Source organism: Mangrovicoccus ximenensis (assembly GCF_003056725.1).
GTDB classification, from domain to species: Bacteria; Pseudomonadota; Alphaproteobacteria; order Rhodobacterales; family Rhodobacteraceae; genus Mangrovicoccus; species Mangrovicoccus ximenensis.
On the sequence record NZ_QBKZ01000033.1, the window covers coordinates 1 to 15,986 of the forward strand.

14 protein-coding genes and 4 pseudogenes are annotated in these 15,986 nt (G+C 68.7%); 10 read left to right on the forward strand and 8 right to left on the reverse strand.

Translation table 11 applies throughout. From position 1 onward, the window contains the following. The 5 genes from C7T91_RS31075 to C7T91_RS31095 all read left to right on the forward strand — a co-directional run. Nucleotides 1-703, forward strand: a 703-nt coding sequence (locus C7T91_RS31075) for an aminotransferase class V-fold PLP-dependent enzyme (protein WP_145963095.1), incomplete at its 5' end; no start/stop codon positions are given. 13 nt (nt 704-716) lie between these two features. Beyond that, the gene (nifV, locus tag C7T91_RS31080) at nt 717-1,904 is read left to right on the forward strand and encodes a homocitrate synthase (RefSeq protein WP_108263652.1); all 1,188 of its coding nucleotides are present in this window, start codon (nt 717-719) and stop codon (nt 1,902-1,904) included. Next, nucleotides 1,901-2,617: a serine O-acetyltransferase gene (gene cysE / locus C7T91_RS31085; protein WP_108263653.1), complete on the forward strand. Its 717-nt coding sequence runs from the start codon at nt 1,901-1,903 to the stop codon at nt 2,615-2,617. The genes nifV and cysE overlap by 4 nt, the downstream gene beginning before the upstream one ends. A gap of 21 nt (nt 2,618-2,638) precedes the next feature. Continuing rightward, a complete protein-coding gene (nifW, locus tag C7T91_RS31090) occupies nt 2,639-2,986 on the forward strand; it encodes a nitrogenase stabilizing/protective protein NifW (RefSeq protein ID WP_108263654.1) in 348 nt (115 codons plus the stop codon). A 119-nt stretch (nt 2,987-3,105) separates the two neighbouring features. After that, the gene (locus tag C7T91_RS31095; protein ID WP_108263655.1) at nt 3,106-6,084 is read left to right on the forward strand and encodes an RNA polymerase factor sigma-54; all 2,979 of its coding nucleotides are present in this window, start codon (nt 3,106-3,108) and stop codon (nt 6,082-6,084) included. A gap of 534 nt (nt 6,085-6,618) precedes the next feature. Here the strand turns inward: C7T91_RS31095 and C7T91_RS31105 are convergent. The 6 genes and pseudogenes from C7T91_RS31105 to C7T91_RS37620 form a co-directional block, all read right to left on the reverse strand. Then, nucleotides 6,619-7,401, reverse strand: a complete 783-nt coding sequence (locus C7T91_RS31105; RefSeq protein WP_108263657.1) for an ABC transporter family protein — start codon at nt 7,399-7,401, stop codon at nt 6,619-6,621. A 185-nt stretch (nt 7,402-7,586) separates the two neighbouring features. Next, nucleotides 7,587-8,390: a xanthine dehydrogenase family protein molybdopterin-binding subunit gene (locus C7T91_RS31110; RefSeq protein ID WP_236638632.1), complete on the reverse strand. Its 804-nt coding sequence runs from the start codon at nt 8,388-8,390 to the stop codon at nt 7,587-7,589. A 159-nt stretch (nt 8,391-8,549) separates the two neighbouring features. Further along, a pseudogene (locus tag C7T91_RS31115) lies at nt 8,550-8,687 on the reverse strand (IS5/IS1182 family transposase); the annotation flags it as partial. A gap of 49 nt (nt 8,688-8,736) precedes the next feature. Continuing rightward, nucleotides 8,737-8,952, reverse strand: a complete 216-nt coding sequence (locus C7T91_RS37610) for a hypothetical protein (protein WP_236638636.1) — start codon at nt 8,950-8,952, stop codon at nt 8,737-8,739. 67 nt (nt 8,953-9,019) lie between these two features. After that, nucleotides 9,020-9,214, reverse strand: a pseudogene (locus tag C7T91_RS37615) (PfkB family carbohydrate kinase); the annotation flags it as partial. Nucleotides 9,215-9,253: 39 nt separating this feature from the next. Then, on the reverse strand, nt 9,254-9,397 hold the full coding sequence (locus tag C7T91_RS37620; protein ID WP_236638637.1) for a hypothetical protein: 144 nt from the start codon (nt 9,395-9,397) through the stop codon (nt 9,254-9,256). On the opposite strand from C7T91_RS37620, the pseudogene C7T91_RS37625 reads away from it, so the two are divergent. After that, a pseudogene (locus C7T91_RS37625) lies at nt 9,389-9,690 on the forward strand (HAD family hydrolase); the annotation flags it as partial. The gene C7T91_RS37620 and the pseudogene C7T91_RS37625 sit on opposite strands and share 9 nt — an antisense overlap. 59 nt (nt 9,691-9,749) lie before the next feature. On the opposite strand, the pseudogene C7T91_RS31125 reads toward C7T91_RS37625, so the two are convergent. Continuing rightward, a pseudogene (locus C7T91_RS31125) lies at nt 9,750-10,901 on the reverse strand (aspartate aminotransferase family protein); the annotation flags it as partial. After that, a complete protein-coding gene (locus C7T91_RS31130; RefSeq protein WP_108263660.1) occupies nt 10,898-11,908 on the reverse strand; it encodes a phosphotransferase enzyme family protein in 1,011 nt (336 codons plus the stop codon). The pseudogene C7T91_RS31125 and the gene C7T91_RS31130, both read right to left, overlap by 4 nt. Nucleotides 11,909-12,108: 200 nt before the next feature. On the opposite strand from C7T91_RS31130, the gene C7T91_RS31135 reads away from it, so the two are divergent. Genes C7T91_RS31135 through C7T91_RS31150 form a run of 4 tightly spaced genes read left to right on the forward strand, consistent with a single transcriptional unit; the run spans nt 12,109 to nt 15,986 of the window. After that, nucleotides 12,109-13,242, forward strand: a complete 1,134-nt coding sequence (locus tag C7T91_RS31135) for an ABC transporter substrate-binding protein (RefSeq protein WP_108263674.1) — start codon at nt 12,109-12,111, stop codon at nt 13,240-13,242. A gap of 47 nt (nt 13,243-13,289) precedes the next feature. Then, nucleotides 13,290-14,348: an ABC transporter ATP-binding protein gene (locus C7T91_RS31140; protein ID WP_108263661.1), complete on the forward strand. Its 1,059-nt coding sequence runs from the start codon at nt 13,290-13,292 to the stop codon at nt 14,346-14,348. Beyond that, a complete protein-coding gene (locus C7T91_RS31145; protein ID WP_108263662.1) occupies nt 14,335-15,189 on the forward strand; it encodes an ABC transporter permease in 855 nt (284 codons plus the stop codon). The genes C7T91_RS31140 and C7T91_RS31145 overlap by 14 nt, the downstream gene beginning before the upstream one ends. Further along, nucleotides 15,186-15,986, forward strand: a complete 801-nt coding sequence (locus C7T91_RS31150; protein ID WP_108263663.1) for an ABC transporter permease — start codon at nt 15,186-15,188, stop codon at nt 15,984-15,986. Before C7T91_RS31145 ends, C7T91_RS31150 begins: the two co-directional genes overlap by 4 nt.

Genomic DNA, 15,986 nt, shown 5'->3' on the forward strand with positions numbered 1-15,986 from the left:
ACACCAGCATGGCGCGCTGTTCCATTGCGACGCGGTCCAGGCCGTGGGCAAGGTTCCGATCGACGTGAAGACGACCGACATCGACATGATGTCCATGTCCTCGCACAAGCTGCACGGTCCGAAGGGCCTGGGCGCGCTCTACCTCAAGAAGGGCACAAGGTTCCGTCCGCTCCAGCGCGGCGGCCACCAGGAGCGCGGTCGCCGCGGCGGCACCGAGAACGCGCCGGCGATCGTCGGTCTCGGCAAGGCAGCGGAAATGGCGATGGCCACCATGGCCGAGGACATCAAGCGCATGACCGCGCTGCGCGACAAGCTCGAAAAGGGCCTCGTCGCCACGGTCGGCCATTGCTTCGTCACCGGGGATCCGCTCGACCGCTTGCCGAACACCTCGACCATCGCGTTCGAATACATCGAAGGCGAGGCGATCCTGCTGAAGCTGAACCAGGCGGGCATCGCGGCCTCCTCGGGCTCGGCCTGCACTTCCGGATCGCTCGAGCCCAGCCATGTGCTGCGCGCGATGGACATCCCCTTCACCGCCGCCCATGGCGCGATCCGCTTCTCGCTTTCCCGCGAGACGACGGAGGAGGAGATTGACCGGGTTCTGGCCGTCGTGCCTGAGATCATCGCCGGTCTGCGCGTAATGTCGCCCTTCTGGTCGGCTGACGGCGCTTCGCCCGAAAACTTCGATCCCGCTTACGCTTGAGGAGCCTGACGCGATGTCCCCGGTTCTCGATTTCCCGACCCTGACCAACCGTCCGGCCATGATCTGCGACACAACGCTGCGCGATGGCGAGCAGACGGCGGGCGTGGCCTTCACCTTCGAGGAGAAGCTCGCGATTGCCCATGCGCTCGACGAGGCGCATGTCACCGAGATCGAGCTTGGCGTCGCGGCCATGGGGCCGGAGGAAGTCTCCGAGATCCGCGGCCTCGCAAGGGAGCTCCGCCATGCGGAGCCCGTCGTCTGGTGCCGCCTGCGCATGGCCGATCTTGACGCGGCCCAATACACAGGGGTGCGGCGGCTGCATTTCGCCGTGCCCACCTCCGAGCGCCAGCTGGCCGGCAAGCTGAAGGCCGACCGCGGCTGGGCGCTGCGCGAGACCGCCGCGCTGGTCTATACCGCCACATCCCGCGGCTTCGCCGTTTCGGTGGGCGCCGAGGATGCGAGCCGCGCCGACCTCGATTTCCTGGCGGAGCTGGCCTGCGTCGCCAGGGCCGCCCGTGCGATCCGCTTCCGGCTCGCCGACACGCTGGGACTGATGACCCCCTTCACCGCCCATGCGCTGGTCGCCAAGCTTGCCCCGAAGATCGACTTGCCGCTGGAGTTCCACGCCCATAACGATTTCGGCATGGCCACGGCGAACACGCTGGCCGCCTGGCAGGCCGGGGCGGATTACCTGTCGGTCACCGTCAACGGCCTCGGCGAACGCGCAGGCAATGCCGCGCTGGAGGAGGTCTCCGCCGCGCTCGACGCCGAGGACATCCCCACGGGCATCGACCTGCGCCGCCTGCTGCCGCTGTCGCTCCTCGTCGCCCATGCCTCCGGCCGGCCGCTGCCGCCGAACAAGCCGATCGTCGGCGAATATGTCTTCGCGCATGAGGCCGGCATCCATGTCGACGCCATCCTCAAGAACCGCGACACCTATCAGGACCCGCGCGTGGCGCCGCAGAAATTCGGCCGGTCCCACAGGCTGACGGTCGGCAAGCATTCCGGGCTCTCCGGGCTCCGGGCCGCGCTCGCCGCCAACCACCTGCCGAGCGATGCCGCGACCGTCCGGCGGGTCCTGCCCCTCCTGCGCGGCTGGGCCAATGCCGCCAAGCGCGAAGCCCTGCCCGAGGACCTCGTTTCGCTGATCTCGATCGCCTGGTCGATCGAGGACGCCGAAGCGCAGGGGCGCGCGTCATGAGCCTCAGGTCGCTGATCGCCTCCGATTTCCGCTCCATCCGCGACCGCGACCCGGCGGCGCGCGGCAAGCTCGAGACCGCGCTGGTCTATCCCGGCCTCCATGCCGCCGTGGCGCACCGCGTCGCCCATGCGCTCTGGACCCGCGGCTGGCGCTTCGCGGCACGGTTCATCGCCTATCTGTCGCGCGCGGTCACCGCGATCGACATCCATCCCGGCGCAAAGATCGGCCCCGGCTTCTTCATCGACCATGGCGCGGGCGTCGTCATCGGCGAGACCGCCGAGATCGGCACCAACGTCACGCTTTATCACGGCGTCACGCTGGGCGGCGTCAGCTGGTCGCCGGGCAAGCGCCATCCGACCTTGGGCGACAATGTCATGGTCGGTGCCGGCGCAAAGATCCTCGGCCCGATCACCGTGGGCGCGGGGGCGCGGGTCGGCGCGAACAGCGTCGTCGTCTCCGAGGTGCCGCCCGAAGCCACCGTGATCGGCATCCCGGCCCGGCTGGTGATGACCGACGCGCCGAAATCGACCTCGCCCTACCGCGTCGACCTGAACCACCACCTGATGCCCGACCCGGTCGGCCGCTCGCTCGCCCAGCTTGCCGACCGCGTCGCCTTCCTCGAGGCCAGGCTGATCCGCCACGAACGGATCGGGAAGCAGGCCGCCGCGACCCCCCGGGGCTGCACCGTAACGCAGCTCGGACACACCCATTGACCCCCAGACAGGAGACGGCACATGCCCAAGGATTTCGAAGAAACCGGCGTTCTCGACCACGTCGCAAAACTCAGCTCGGCCGAGGACATCTTCACCTATCTGCTGGTCCCCTACGAGCAGGAGATCGTCAATGTCTCGCGGCTCCACATCATGAAGCGGCTGGGCCAGTACATGCGCGAGGCCGAATTCGCGGGCATGGACGACAACGCGATCTTCCTGGAACTGCGCGCCGCGCTGAAGAAGGCCTATCTCGATTTCGTCGAATCGACCCCGCGGAAGGAGAAGGTCTTCAAGGTCTTCAGGGACGAGGCCGAGAAGCACGCCCGCCGCTTCGTCGGCATCGACACGATCGGGCTTGCCAACCAGTGAGGCGTTCCGCCGGGACGGGCCCGCGCAGCCGCCCAAGGATCGGGCGATGCCTGCGCCGCGCCTGCGCCTGCCCGCCGCCGCGACCGGCCAAGTGCCGAACCATGCTAGGGTGATCCGCGATGCAACTGTCCCAGGGCCTTTTCCAGCGCCAGACCCAGACCATGAGCGCGCAGATGCTGGCATCGCTCAGCATCCTCGGCATGTCGAACCAGGACCTGGCCGAGCATCTGGCGAAACGGGCCGAGAGCAATCCCGCGATCCAGTTCCGCCCGCCGCGGATCTATGCCTCGGGCGGAGAGGAGTTCGACCGGGTCGCGGCGTTGGCCTCCGACAAGCCGTCGCTGGCCGCCCATGTCATGGCGCAGATCGACCTGGCCTTCGGACCGGGCAACGACCGGCAGATCGCGCTGAGCTTTGCAGAGGCGCTGGAGCCGACCGGCTGGCTCGGCCAGACGGTCGAGGCGGTTGCAGACCGCAACCACGTGCCGGTTGCCCGCGCCGAACGGGTGCTGGCCGACCTTCAGGGGCTGGAACCGGTCGGCATCTTCGCCCGCAGCCTCGGGGAATGCCTGAAGCTCCAGGCCCGCGATGCCGACATGCTGACCTGGGAGCTCGAAGTGCTGCTCGACAATCTGGGGCTTCTCGCCGAGGGCCGGACCGCCGAGCTGGCCGATCTGTGCGATTGCGAGCCGTCGGACATTCCCGACATCGCCCGCACGCTGCGCCGCTTCGATCCGAAGCCGGGCCTTGCCTTCTCGCATGACCGCACGCCGATCTTCCCGCCCGACCTGACCGCGACGCGCGGCGCGGCAGGCTGGACCGTGGCGCTGACCCGCTCCACCCTGCCCTCGATCACCGTCGTGCCGGACAACCTGCCCGCCGAAACCCGCGACCGCGATGCCAAGGCGTTCCGGCGCCGCGCGCCGCTCGGCCTCGCCACGCCCGAGGGCGCCGCGGCCGCCGCGGCGGCCACGCTGATCCGGGTGGATGACGTGCCGGTGCCGCAGCTGCGCATCGACGAGGTGGCAACGGAGATCGCGCTGTCGGATGCCGAGGCTGCGGGCACGGTCTTCCTGGCCCCGGACGCGGTGTTTTCCGCGGTCAGCTCCGCCGGTCTGGCAGGCGGAGCGGTCACGGTGTCCTACCGCTTCCCCAGCGACGATTACGGCAACCGGCCCTATGGCTACCGCGACCGGATCGCGGTCAATGACGAGGGCGGCGGCGCCGGGCAGATCGGCATCGCGGGCGACGGGACGACCGTCACCTTCGGCGGCGCCGCTTTCGCCGCGATTGCCGGAGACGGCGCCTTCGGCAGAGATTTCCGCATCGAGCTCGCGGCAGGCGCGGATGTGGCGGCGGTGCAGGCGCTGCTGCGCAATCTCACCTGGTCGAGCGAGGGCGATACCGAGGGCGGCCGTCCCGACCTGACGATCCGGGTTTCGGACGGCGGCGGCGTGACCGGTTCGACCGGGCGGATCGCGATCGCCATCGACGCCGAGCAGGAGGCGCCGGACCCCGCGGGCCCCGAGATCCACATCAACGCCTACACGTCCGGCGAGCAGAGCGGCGCGCGGCTTGCGCAGCTGTCGAACGGCAATCTGGTCGCGGTCTGGAACTCCCTCGGCCAGGACAATCCCGGCAGCAACGATTGGGGTGTCTTCGGGCGGCTCTTCGATCCCGAAGGGAATGCGATTTCGGGCGAATTCCAGGTCAACGAGTTCCGCCAGGGCAGTGCCGTGGTGCAGGACGTGGTGGCGCTTGCCGATGGCCGCTTCGCGGTCGGCTACGAGGACGGCAACCTGCAGCTCAGGACCTTCGCCGCGGACGGCAGCGCCGAGGGCGGCCAGGTCCAAGTCGAGCAATACGCCTATTCGACCCGCGACCAGCTGGAGCTGGCGGCGCTGCAGGATGGCGGGGTCTTCGCCGCCTGGCGCAGCTGGAATGCCGACGGCAACGGCTACGGCATCGCCGGCCGGGTCTTCGGCGGCACGGGCCAGCCCGCGGGCGACGAGTTCGTCCTCAATGCCGAGACCGCCAGCTACCAGGAGCAGCCGCATCTGGCGACCCTGGCCGACGGCAATGTCGTGGCGGTCTGGTTCAGCCAGACCAGCGGCACCGCGGCGGGCGACGGCGACGGCCATTCGATCCAGATGCGGATGTTCGCGCCCGACGGCACCGATCTGAGCGCGACCGAGACGACGGTGAACAGCCATGTCGCGGGCAACCAGTACGAGCCTTCGGTGGCGGTGCTGGCCGGCGGCAACATCGTGGTGGCCTGGCGCTCGGATGCCGGAAACGGCTCTGGCGCGGGCATCCATGCCGTGATCCTGACGCCCGCCGGGGCCGTCGTTGCGGAAGAATTCCTGGTCAACGATTTCGACTACTCGACCGAATACGCGCCGGTCGTCACCGCGCTGTCGGGCGGCGGCTTCGTCATCGGCTGGAACTCGAACTACCGCAGCGACAGCTATTACGACGTCATCCTGAAGACCTATGCCGCCGATGGCAGCGCGACCTCCGACGAGTTCCGCGCCCATGGCGCCGCCGGGTCGCACCAATACCTGTGGGACATCGCGGCGCTCGGCAACGATGCCTTCGCGGTCAGCTGGCGCGAGGAGGGCAGCGGCAATCCGGCCGGGGACGGTTCGAACGACGCGACCGGCTTCCGCATCTTCGGCGATCCGTCGGGGGCGGGACGCTCGGCCGCTCCGCAGATCGCGGGTCTCGGCGATGCGGCCTTCACCGAGGCGCAGGTCAATGCCGGGCCCCAGGCATTGTTTGCGGCGCTCGATCTCGCCGATCCCGACAGCGCGGCCTTCGAGGGAGGCCTGCTCGTCGTCTCGGCGGTCGAGGCGGTCGGCAACCTGGCGGGCTTCGGCCCGGAGGATGACGGGCGGCAGGACAATTTCTCGATCCTCGCGCGCGGCGGCATTGCGCTGTCCGGCAGCGACGTGCTCCATGGCGCGGCGGTGATCGGCACGGTGGAAAGCGACGGCCAGGACGGCAGGGTTCTGCGCATCGCGCTCGGGGCAGGCGCCGGGCGCGCCGCCGTCGAGGCGCTCGCAGGCCGGTGTCGCCCGCCTTGGCGATGCCGGTGATGCCGCGCTCGCCCGGGACGGCGCGACCCAGCCCCGGGCCCGACCTTCTACGACGAGGTGACGCGCGCCGGCTTGAAGGTCAGTGCCGTCACGGCTCCGGTCCCCGCTGCCCGGCAGGCGATTGCCTGCGATCGCCGGGAGGGCATGGTCAACAGCAGGCTACATGCTTGGCCGTCCTTGTCGAGCTGCCTCACCTGCCGCTCGAGCCCGGTGCATTCCCGGCGCAGACTGGAACGGGCGGACAGAGTCGGGCCGATCGCCGCCTCCAGCATGGCATTCCCCCGGCCAGCTCCAGGATGCGCGCCTCGGACCGGCCCCTGGAAATTGTCCCGGTCTTCAGCCCGACGTTCCGCAGGAGTCCGCGGAGCGACATTTCCAGGTTGATCATGCCCTTCCTGACCGCCTCGCGCGGGCGCGGACCTCCTGCGCCCAGAAAGACTTGCAATGGACCGGCCGGACCCAGCCCAGATGCGCGCCGCAGGGCGATGCCCTCGGCGTCCCGCCGGCCGGTGCGGCGGCAGATCGGCATCGCCTTCAGCGCGCCCTTGCCCCGGGCCGCGTCTCCGTGAGGACCGCGTCGAGGCCAGCCCGCGAGGCTGCGGCGTCCTCGGCGAACTTTTCCGGCGCGGCTAGGGAGCACAGCGCGCTCCGGAGCGGGCCGGGAGGCATGTAGCGCCGCTCCGGCAGGAAGGTCACCTGCTCCCGCGGCGGCAGAACGAGGCGGCCGCTGCCCCAGGGCCAGATGCCCGCCAGCGCGCGGAACAGCACGTTGCGCCCCTCCTCGGTGGCACAGACGATCTGCACCCGCTCGCCCGGCGCGATCCGCACCTCGTCCCGGTCCAGCGACGCGCATGTCCCCGCCAGCACCAGAGATAGCTTGCCGAATTCCATCGCCCCGCCGGAGCCCTGCCGCAGCTCGATCCGGCCCGCCCCCGCGCCGATCGCCTCGGCCTCCTGCAGCACCTCGCGGAAGGCCGGGACCCGGTGCAGCGTCGCGCGCCAGTCGGCGATGGCGGCGAAGTTGTCGACAAACCAGCACAGTGCGGACTGCACCTGCTGGAACGCGCCGACCACCATCATCAGAGTGCCGAAGCTCATCTGGCCGCCGAAATAGCCCGGCGCGGCCACCGGCACCGGCACCGGCACCGGCACAACGAGCCCGAGCCAGCCATAGCCGGAGGTCAACCAGGTCAGCCGCGCCAGCCCGCCTGCCAGCCACGCCGTCGGGCCGGTCACCGCATCGACCGGCGCAGACAGGAGCCGCCGCTCGTCCGCCGCGCCATCCTCCAGCACGATGCCGTCGGCATTCTCGGCCACCCGCACCAGCGCGCTGTGTCGATCTGCGACCGCCTCAACGCCACGCCAAGGACGTGCCTCGGCTACCGGACGCCGGCCGAAGCTTTCCGCGAAGAACGCGCCACGCTAATCTGAAACGGAACCGGTGTCGCAACCGGGTTGGAACTCACCAAGGGTACATTCTATCCTGGCTTTCGGCACCTCCACTATCCTTCGTGAAAACAGGAGATTGCCCGACGGCGCATGGCCCCGGGCGTGCCGGTATCCCAGCGGCTGCCTTCATGGCTCGCCGAGATCGCCGGGCAGGCATAGGTGTTGAGCGAGGCATTGGCGGCCGGCTCAAGAAAATCGTCGAAGCTGCTGGTCGAAGACACGGCGTGATGCGCCAGCGCGGTCAGCCGGCCGTCGCTGCCGATGCCGAGCTTCAGCCGCTGCCGCGTGGCGGCGCGGTGGCCGACGGGGCCGTACATCTGGCCACGCGACAGCACCAGCTTGACCGGCCGCCCTGTCTTGCGCGCGGCGAGGCAGGCAAGGATCTGCGGCGCGTTCAGCACAGCCTTCGAGCCGAAGCCGCCGCCCAGATAGGGGCTGCGGATATGGACGTTCTCCGGCGGGATGCCGAAATAGGCGGCGAACATCGGCCGCGACATGACGATGGCCTGGCTCGGCGTGTCGAGGGTCAGCCGGCCGCCCTCCCACTGCGCGACGATGGCATGGGGCTCCATCGCGTTATGGTACTGGAGCGGGGTCTCGATGGCGACCTCGACCACGTGGCGCGCGGCGGCGAAGCCTGCCTCGATGTCGCCGGTGACCGTCTTCGTCGGGCTGCCGAAGCCGACGAAGGGCGGCTCGTAGGTCTCCGCAGCCTCGAAGCCGATCCGGGCCGGCTCGGTCTCCAGCTCGGGGGCAAGCAGACGCGCGCCCTCGGTGGCGGCCTCCAGCGTCTCGGCCAGCACCAGCGCGACCGGCGCCCCGGCATAGCGGGTGAATCCTGGAGCATCTTTGTGCAACAAGGCCGCCCAAGTTCATCAGTGAAACTAGTAAGTAATTGATATCGTTACAAGTAATATTGGAATTTTTCCCAGTTCGGGCAATTTGGAATTTCCCACTTGGTGGGCGCTGTTGCGCAAATCAGCTGACGACCGCAGTTCCCCTTTCCCCGGACACACTTATCCCATGGCTACGGTGACCGGGATGCCAAGGGCCGTGAAGCGGTCGCGTACCGCCGCGCGGCTCTGGACCTCGGCCACCTGGTGGTCGAAATCCCGTGACATCAGCCGCTGGCCGAGCAGCTTCACGCAGGTCATTCAATCGCCGGGAAAAGGTCCCCCGGACCTTTTCCTGATCCGCCTCATGTCACGACCCTGCTCCGGCGGTCCCTAGTTCGACAGCTAGACGCGTAAGTGGCTGATCGCGCAGGAGCGCCTCCGTGGTCTCTGCCGAAAGGTTGCCCTGCATCGCCAGCAGATCGCCCGGCTCCGCCCCGAGCAGCGCCTCGTCCGCCACCTCCGGCGGCAGCGCATCGGCGGCCTCGCGGGTGGTGATCACGGCATTCTCGCCTGCCTCGGCCATCAGGNATCTCCACCAGATGCGCCCCGACCGGTTCGGCACGCAGCCGCTCGGCGATCTCGCGGCCGCGGGCATCCTGCCCGACCGGCGCGGTGAAGCGGCAGGCAAGCCCGGTGCGGGCCAATGCGATGGCCTGGTTCGCCCCCTTGCCGCCCAGATCGCGCGACAGGGGCGCGCCGAAGATCGACGCGCCGGGTTCGGGGAAATCCGCGACCGAGAGCGTCTCGTCGAGCGCCACGTTTCCGACGACAAATGCTTTGACCACCTGGGGCCCTTTCCTGTCAGTGCGTTGCGGCCGCCGCGGTCATGCCGCGAAAGCCTGCATCAGCCGGTGGGCGGCGCGCAGCACGCCCGCATCGTTGCCGGGTGCGCCCACCACCTGCACGCCGATCGGCGCGCCGCTCCCGTCCGACAGCAGCGGGACCGAACAGCAGGGCACTCGGAGCATCCGCTGGCCGAGGCGATCCTGGCGGGCGCGCGCGAGGCGGGGACGGCGGAGCTGTCTGCCGACGGTTTCGAAGCGGTGACCGGCAAGGGCGTCACCGGCACGGTGGACGGACGGCGGATTGCGCTCGGCAATGCCGCGCTGATGGCCGATGAAGNGCCCAAGAGCTGCAGGCCGAGGGCAAGACGGCGATGTTCGTCGCCGTCGACGGCCGCGCGGCAGGCATCGTCGCGGTGGCGGACCGGATCAAGGAGACGACGCCCGAGGCGATCCGCGCGCTGCACGGTGCCGGGCTCGCGCCGATCAGGACGCCCCGGTCGCGCATCGCGTCGATCACCCGGACGGTCATGCCGGGATCGGGGCGGCCGGTGTCGTCCGCCAGGTCGATGCCGATGAAGAGTCCGGCGCCGCGCAGTCCGGACACCCGCCCGTCCCGGGCGGCGATTTCTCCGAGCCGGTCCATGAGCAGCCCGCCGATCCGCGCGGCATTTTCCTGCAGGCCGTCCTCCGCGATCGCCTCCAGAACCGCGCGCCCGGCGGCGGCGGCCACCGGGTTGCCGCCGAAGGTGTTGAAGTATCCGGTATCGGCGCAGAAGGCGGCGAGATCGGCGGGCTTGGCCGCGACCGCAGCCATGGGGATGCCGTTGCCCATCGGCTTGCCCATCGTCACCATGTCGGGCGTGATCCCGTGGCGGCCGAAGCCCCAGAAGGACGCGCCGGTGCGGGCGAAGCCGGGCTGCACCTCGTCGGCGATGAAGATGCCGCCTGCCGCGCGGACCGCGTCGACCGCCGGGGCGAGGAAGCCTGCCGGATCGGCGAAGATGCCGTCGGAGGAGAAGATCGAGTCGGCGAGCAGCGCCGCCGGGCGGATGCCGCGGGCGGCGAATTCCGCGAGCGCCGCCTCGACGCTGGCGCGGAAGCCTTCGGCGATGTCTTGCCCGTGATGCGCGGCCGAGGGCGGCGGAACCGCAATCACCCAGTCGGGCAGGCTGCCGCGTTTCAGCGCCGAAGGCGAGACTTCGGTCACCAGCGCGGTGTTGCCATGATAGGCGGTCTCGGTGACGATCACCCCGGTGCCGCCGGTCGCGGCGCGGGCGATCCGGATGGCGAGGTCGTTCGCCTCGCTGCCCGAGCAGGTCATCGCCACGTTCGAAAGCTGGACGGGCAGGGTGGCCTTGAGCTTCTCCAGATAGTCGTCGACCACCTCGACGACATAGCGCGTATGGATGTTCAGCCGCGCGATCTGGTCGGAGACGGCGGCGACCACCTTCGGGTGGCAATGCCCGACCGAGGGGACGTTGTTGTAGAAATCGAGATAGCGCGTGCCGTCTTTCGCGGTCATCCACGCGCCCTTCGCGGAGACCATCTCGATCGGGCGGCGGTAGAACAGCACGGAGGCGGCGCCGAGATTGGCCAGCCGCCGGTCGACGGCCGCCCCGGCGACATCGCCGGGACGGAAGGCATTCATGTCGAGGATCTGGCGGACCTCTGCCGTGCTGCCGGTCATTCCGCGGCCTCCAGATAGGCGCGGGCGATCTCCAGCGTGCCGTCGGTATAGGCGGCGTGGCCGGCCTCGGCGGCGGTCTCGGTCTCGGAATGGCTGGCGATCCAGGCGGTCAGCAGCAGGCGGCGGAACATGACGAAATCCGGGATCATCGCCTCGTGCTCGGCGCCCAGGGGACGGACCGAGCGGTAGCCCTCGAGCCAGGCGGCCTGCAGCTCGGGCACGATCGGGTTCAGCTCGTGGAAGGAGATCGCGGCGGCGAAGTCGTAGATGAACCACGAAAAGCCGCAATCGTCGAAATCGATCACGCCGAGCCCGTCCTCGCGTGCCAGAAGGTTGGCGAGGCGCAGGTCGGCATGCACCAGCCCGAAACGGTCCGCGCCCTTGCCATAGGCGGCGAGGCGGCGCTCCAGCTTGGTGCAGACCTGTTCGAGCAGGGCCTTGCCTTCGGCGGTCAGGCCCAAAGCCGCCCGCCAGTCGCCCCAGAGCGGCTCCGGTCCGAAGGCGCTGGCGAAATCCCAGGTCTTGCGGGCGAAGCCTGCGGGCGGCGTCCAGCTTTCGACCTGGCCGTGCAGCCGCGCCGAGATCGCGCCGAGCAGCCGGAACCCCGGCACCAGCCCGGCATCGGCATCCGGCTCATGGCCTTCCATGAATTCGAAGCCGACGACATGGCGGGTGTCCTCGCCGTCCTCGAAGCTGGCCAGGTGGCCGCCCGAGACCAGCGGCACCAGTGCCGGAGTCTCGACCGCGCCGGAAAGTCGCAGGGCGCTGATCCAGGCCAGTTCGGACTCGATTTCGGACACCGTGTGGTAGTCCGGCCTGTGAACCCGCAGAATGACCGGATTGGCGCGGGCCGGGTCGCGGGCGATGAACGTCGCGTTCTCGGAGACGGTCAGAAGCTCGACCTCGGTTCCCGGGCCAAGGCCCCATTCGGAAAGAAGGCTTTCCAGCCCGGATGACAGGCGATCGAGGAACGCGTCCTGGTAGAGCACGGCGTCAGGTCTCCGCATTTTTTGGCACTTGCCGTTCCATCGCTACCAGAGAATCTGGAAGTTGCAACATTTTGTCTTGCTAGAGCCACATTAATTTGGAAGCCTGCGGGCAAGGCGTGCCAAAAGCGCCAGGTTGCAGGCCTCCGCAGGGCGGCGCAGCATCCAGCGAACCAACAACCGCAGCATCGGCTGCGGGTCCGACAGAGATGGAGACCCAGATGACGATTTCCCGCCGGTCCTTCACCGCGGGGCTCGCTGCCCTTGGCGCGGCCCCCCTCCTGCGGCCCGGTTCCGCCCGCGCGGCGCGTGCCGACGAGCTGAACATCCTGTGCTGGGAGGGCTACAATACCGATGACGTGCTCGGCCCGTTCCGCGACCTGAACCCGGGCGCCACGGTGCGCGCGGAATCCGGCACCTCGGATCCGGACATGATCAACAAGTTGCGCGCGGGCGAGGTCAATGTCTGGGACCTGATCAACCTGAACCAGCCCTGGGCGCGCGGCCAGCTCTATCCCTCGGGCCTGATCAAGCCGCTCGACAAGGAGCGGTTCATGCCGTTCTTCGACAGGATGACCCCGGAATACGGGCAGCCCCCCTATCCGCTGGCCTTTGCCGAGGATGGCGAGCTGATCGGGATGCCGCAGCGCTACGGCCCGTTCTCCTTCGTCGTGAATACCGACAAGATCAGCCGCGCCACCGCGGAAGAGCAGGGCTGGAAGCTGTTCCTCGACCCGGCCATGGCAGGGCGCTACGGCATCCTGACCTATGACAACTGGAACCTCATGCACATGTGCCTGACGGCGGACCTGAACCCGTTCAAGCCGCTGGACGAGGCCGGTTTCGCCGCCTTCGACACGGTGGCCAAACAGATCTTCGCGGGCTCCAAGCTGATGAGCGACGACCTGGTCGCGATGAACATGGCTCTGATCAACGGCGAGATCGACGCCTATTTCACCGGCGGCACCTATACCGCTTCGCCCGCGCGTCTCGACGGGATGACCCAGATCCGGGCGATCACCCCGGCCTCGGGGCCGATCGACGGCAAGGGCGGCGTGGTCTGGGCCGAGCTGACCTCGCTGGTGAACAACCCCGATGCCTCGCCGCTGGCCTCCGATTTCCTCGAATTCGTGCAGAAGCCCGAGATCTCCAAGGCCGTGGGCTTTGCCGAGGGCACCTACAACCCGGTCGCGCAGATGGGCGATCCGGAGGTCTTCGCGCTCTGGGACGAGGACGAGCTGGACGCGATCCAGTGGGACAGCCTCGAAGAGGAATCCGCGCGCTCGGTCGAATACGACTCCGTCGCCGATTACGACAAGCTGATGGAACTCTACACCGCCGCCCGCCGCGGCTGATCCGGTCCGGGCCGCCCCTCGGGGCGGTCCCCTTGCAAAGTGCCGCCATGTCCGACCCATCCCCGATCCTGCGCATCTCTGCGCTGACCAAGACCTTCGACGATTTCACCGCGCTGCACGGCATCGACCTCGATGTCGCCGAGGGCGAGTTCCTGGCGATCGTCGGCCCCTCCGGCTCCGGCAAGACGACGCTGATCCGGCTGCTGGTCGGCATGGACGACCCCACCGAGGGCGCGATCTGGCTGCGTGACCAGCGCATCGACGTGATCCCCGCGAACAAGCGGCCGACCTGCATGGTGTTCCAGTCGCTCGCGCTTTTCCCGCACCGCACGGTCGGGCAGAACATAGAATTCCCGCTGAAGCTGCGCGGCGTTGCGGCGAAGGCGCGGAAGGAGCGGGCGCTTGAGCTTCTCGACCTCCTGCGCCTGCCGCGCGACTACTATTCCAAGCGCATCCAGCAATGTTCCGGCGGCGAGAAGCAGCGCGTGGCGCTGGCCCGCGCGCTTGCCTTCGACCCGGAGATCCTGTTTTTCGACGAGCCCTTGTCGGCGCTCGACTATCGGCTGAGGAAGACGCTGGAGAAGGAGCTGAAGGATCTGCACCGCCGCACCGGCAAGACCTTCATCTACATTACCCATTCGCTCGAAGAGGCGATGGTCATGTCCGACCGCATCGCCATCATGCGCGCCGGACGGTTCGAGCAGATCGCCCCGGCGGAGGAAATTTACGCCCGCCCGGTCTCGCCCTTTGTCGCCGAGTTCATGGGCGAGGTGAATTTCCTGTCGCTTGCTGGCGGGGCCGTGGCGGGGGCGGAGCTGTCGCCGGCCGCGCAGGCGGCGCTGGCCGGGCAGAGCGGCACGCTGGTCATCCGTCCCGAGAGCCTGCGGCTGGCGCCCGAGGCGGCCGGCCTGATCCTGACCGGCACGGTGGCGGCCGAATACCTGCTGGGATCGCGCGTTCAGTACCGCATCGACAGCCCGGCCGGGGAGCTGACCGTCGAGGTGCTGCGCGAGGATGCGGTGGCGGGCGTCGGCGCGCCGGTCAGCCTCGGCTGCGATATCTCCGCCGTGCACGTGATCGCGGAGGCCGAAGATGCGGCAGCGTGAGCGGCAGCTCGGCGCGCTCTATGCGCTGCCCCTCTCGGTCTTCCTCGGCCTGACCTTCCTGGCGCCGATCCTGCTGGTCGCTGGCTTCTCGATGATGCCCGAGAAGGTCTTCGAGCTGGCGCATATGCCGGATTTCTCCGCCTACCGGACGGTTCTGGCGCAGGGCTACTGGAAATCCGTTGCCTGGTCGCTGGTCCTTGCTGCGCTGGCGACGCTGATCCTCCTCGTGATCTGCTGGCCGCTGGCCTACGCCATGGCGAAGGTGTTCAAGCGCTTCACGCTGGTGCTGACCATCGGCGTGGTGATGACGCTCTTCGTGTCGGAGAACATCCGCCTCTTCGGCTGGGTGCTGACGCTGATGAAGGGCGGGCTGGTCGAGGGCTATGTCCGCCACTGGACCGGCCTCGGCTTCGACGCGCCGCTCTACAACGTGCCGGTGATCGTCTTCGGGCTGGTCTATGTCTACCTGCCCTTCATGCTGTTCCCGCTGGCGCAGGGCATTTCCATGGTGCCGGACGATGCGCGGCAGGCGGCCTATGATCTCGGCGCGACGCGCTGGCAGATCCTGCGCGAGATCGAGCTGCCGCTGGCCATGCCCGGCATCATGGTCGGCTCGCTCCTGACCTTCGTGCTGGCAGCCGGGGCGATGGCGGAGTCGAAGCTGCTGGGCGGGCGCGCGGTCATCACCATCGCTGACGAGGTGCAGACAGCCTTCACCTACGGACAGAACTGGCCCTTGGGCTCGGCCCTCGCCATGGTGCTGATCGCGATCATCGGCACGCTGGCGATCTGGGCGATCTCCAAGGCCGATCTGGATGCGATGATGGGGCGGAAATCATGAAGACGTCCCGCCTCGCCTCCGCGCTCCTGCTGGCCTATGGCATTGCCATCCTCGCCTTCCTCTACCTGCCGCTCGTCTCGGTCGGGCTGGCCTCGGTGTCGAAGGCGCGCTACCTGAGCTTCCCGATCCGTCGCTACAACACCGACTGGTACGGCGAGGCGCTGGCCTCGGACACGGTGCGCGACCTCCTGTGGATTTCGCTCAAGGTCGCTGGCATCGTCACCGCGTCCTCGATGGTGATCGGCTTCCTCGGGGCGCTGGCCTTCGCGCGCTATTCCTGGCGCTTCCGAAAGCCGTTCCAGAAGCTGATCCTGCTGCCGATCTTCTTTCCGCAGACGGTTCTGGGGCTGGCGCTGCTGATGTGGTTCAACGCGCTCGGCATCGTGCCCAGCTGGAAGACCGCCATCGTCGCGCATCTGGTGTGGATCGCGCCGATCGCCACGCTGATCGTCTCGATCCGCGCCTTCAGCTTCGATCCCGCGCTGGAGGAGGCCGCCCGCGACATGGGCGCGACGCAATGGCAGGTGCTGCGCGAAGTCACCATTCCGCTCCTGATGCCGGGGGTGGTCTCGGCCGGGCTCTTCGCGTTCCTGCTGAGCTGGGGCAACTTCCCGCTCTCGCTCTTCACCACCGGGGCGGACAGCACGCTGCCCGAATGGCTCTTCGCCAAGATGATCTCGGGCTACTCGCCGCTGGTGCCGACCGTGGGGGTCCTGACCGTGGCGGGCTCCGCCATTCTGGTGGCGGCGGGCCTGATCCTCGCCTGGGCGCTGAAGCGCCTGAGGCCAACGACTTAA